The 2,788-nt window shown below is 62.4% G+C and carries 1 protein-coding gene and 1 pseudogene; both read right to left on the bottom strand.

The features are described from left to right. Positions 1 to 419: 419 nt before the first annotated feature. Positions 420 to 2,561 carry an ExeM/NucH family extracellular endonuclease gene (locus tag J9892_RS19160; protein ID WP_200163845.1) on the bottom strand — a complete coding sequence of 714 codons (2,142 nt, stop codon included), beginning with the start codon at positions 2,559 to 2,561 and terminating at the stop codon, positions 420 to 422. Between the two features lie 105 nt (positions 2,562 to 2,666). After that, positions 2,667 to 2,788: pseudogene (locus tag J9892_RS19155) on the bottom strand (ISAs1 family transposase); the annotation flags it as partial.

The raw sequence follows: 2,788 nt of genomic DNA, 5'->3' as shown, positions 1-2,788 counted from the left end.
TGACGGTATAACCTGGCCAGAAGGAGGCAATATCAATATGATGCACGGCGACAGCAGGGTGATGGTGGTGGTGTGTTTGGAGACAGCCAGTTTACCAGCACCCTGTCTGTCAACTTCCACTTCCCCAAGATCCCGCGAAGAACCCAAAAAAAGCCCGCGATCATCGCGCAATGCTGTTCAGATAAGCACATTTTTGACTAATTATTCATAAATGCGACTTGAGTTGGGGGAGCAAGGCTGTTTCCAGTCGATGTTCCTTCAGCCTTTATCCAGCGTGGCTTGCAATAGAAAGAGGGAGGCATCATGCCTCCCTCATTTTTTAGCCCTGATACTACGTGGACTGGAACTCAAATTCTCTTAAGTGAACAGCATTGCGCGATCATCGCGGGCTTTGCACCTGGCATCGAGGATGCCGCGTCTTAGCGACGGCGCCGCCAGGCGAGCGGCAACAGGGCCAGCAGCAGGGCGCCCATGGCGCCGCCACCCCCCTTGCTCGCTTCCTTGAGCTTGAGGTCAACGATGACGGGGTCGTGGTCCGAGGCGCTGAAGGGGTTGTCTGATTTGATGAGATCGCCGGTGTAGGCGCTGCCATATTCGAACAGGTTGCTCTCGAAGGAGTTGATGTGCCAGTCGGCCACCGCCACCACCTTGTCAGCCAGCGCCGGGTTGGCGAGGGCGTAATCCAGGGTGCCGAGCTCGGCCTCGTAGCTGTAGGAGATGGCCTTGTCCTGGTTGAACTTGACGTTCAGATCCACCAGGCCGTAACCCTTGGCCACCGTCTGGCCCATCTGCTCATAGGGCTTGTCGCCGATGTAGGTGTGGGAAGCGGAGCGGATCTGGCGCTCCCCCGCGACCGGCGCATAGTCGGTCAGCACCCGGATGGGATCCTCCTTGGCGTAGGAGTTGAAGTCCCCCACCAGCAGCACCTGGCCCGGCATCTTGCTCACCGCCTCCCCCAGCACCTTGGCGGCGCTCACCCGAAACTCGGTGCACTTGCCCTGCAGATCCGCAGGCTCCGTCTTGCCATCTCCGTTTTCATAGCAGCCCGACCCCTTGGACTTGAGGTGGTTGACCACCAGGGTCAGGGGGGCGTCGCTGCCCGCCACGGTGAAGCGCTGGACCAGGGAGTCCCGCTGACCGGCGCTCTTGGTGACGCCGCCCGTGGTGTAGCGCTGCTGGGGCAGGGGGATGACGTCGGCATCCCCGCTCGGGGTGAGCAGGGCGGGGCGGTAGATCATGGCCACCATGATGGCGTCGCCGCCAAAGAAGCGATCCTCCGTGAGCAGGGCCTTGGGCAGGGTGACGAAGGCGTAGTGCTTGCTCGCCTCCTTCTGCCTGGCGTTGAGGCTCTCCACCAGATCGTGGAGGGCGGCGTGCTCGTCAAAGCCGTTGTTCTCCATCTCCATCAGGCCGAGCAGGTCGGCGTCCATCTCGGTGATGGCGTTGACGATCTTGGCGCGCTGCAACTGGAACTCCTCCAGGCTCTTGGCGCCGCGGTTGCAGCCCTTGGCGCTGTCCGCATCCGCCTGATCCGCGCAGAGCACGTTGAGGGCGCCCCCCACGCTGGAGTGGCTGGTGAAGTAGTTGAGCACGTTGAAGCTACCGATGCGAAGGTCAGTGCCATCCAGGCGGGCCGGGGCGCTCTGGCGGTCGTTGTCGCCGGTGCGCAGCAGATCCCCCGCGGTGATGGTCTGATCCCGGGGCACGATCAGGCGGTACTCGTTGTAGCTGTAGCCGACCATGGCCTCCAGATTGACCGGGGCATCGCCGATGCGCAGGTAACCCTGCTCCGGCTCCCAGGCGGGCAGCCAGGGGAGCTTGCCGTCCCCCGCCTTGAAGTCCGACTCGAGGAAGACCCGGTTGCTGGCGTTGGCCTCGGCCAGCGCCACGGCCTCGGGGCTGCTCGCCACATGGAGCTGGGTCGGTTTCATCAGCGGGGCGCCGTGAGCGAGCACCAGGTTGTTGCGCCGGGCGGCATAGTCGTAGCTGAAGTTGCGGCTGATCTTGAGGGCGCTGTCGGCGTCGAGGCGCACCCGCATCCCTTCGTGACGCTCCAGGGCCCGGGCCAGGGTTTCCCCCTCCAGTACCCGCAGCGCCGTGGCGGCCGGGGCGTCGCCCTGGGCCAGGGTTGTCAGGCGCGGCGTGCTGCCGTCAAACAGGGGCTTGAGCTGGGTCTGGCCGTAATACTCCTGGACCTTGGCCTCCAGACAGACCAGGGCACCCGGCTGGATGTCCGGGTACTTGCTGGCGAAGTTCTTGTCGTTGAGGTAGACGAAAATGCCGTCCGACGTCTCGGGGTTGCCGTCCCCCTGCACATCCAGCAGGTAGAAGCCCTTGTTGAGGCTTTCCCCCAGACCTGAGACCACCGCCTTGACCGAGACGCTCTGGGCGCTTTCGAACTGATCGTCCGGGACGAGGGGGCTCTTGTCGCCACTGCCCTGGATGGCGGGGATGGGGGTGAGGGCACTGTCGGCCGGGCAACTGAAGCCGGCGGCGTAGAGAGAGGGGGACGCGAGCGCGAGCCCCACGGCCAGCGACAGCAGGGTAGGTGTTGCTTTCATGGGTATTCCTTTTTTTATTTTTGCCAGTGTTTCCATAGCCTTGGCATCGTGGCCAAGGGCGCGCATTGTAACATTTCTGGCCAGGGTGAGAGCGTGAACATTTTGTTAAATTTCACCCAGTTTTTTGAGACCCGCATTGAGTACCGTTTCCAGATATTCACTGCTCATTCCTGCGATTTTTTGCTTCCGTCTTACGCTCGCCTTGCGTGAAGTCTCGGCCCTGAGCA

The sequence above is a fragment of the Aeromonas sp. Prich7-2 genome (assembly GCF_017939255.1).
GTDB lineage: Bacteria > Pseudomonadota > Gammaproteobacteria > Enterobacterales > Aeromonadaceae > Aeromonas > Aeromonas caviae.
This window is presented reverse-complemented; position numbering and strand designations above follow the sequence as displayed.

Excerpts from the sequence above, each read along its gene's own strand:
- J9892_RS19160 (WP_200163845.1), bottom strand. The coding sequence starts at position 2,561 with ATGAAAGCAACACCTACCCTGCTGTCGCTGGCCGTGGGGCTCGCGCTC.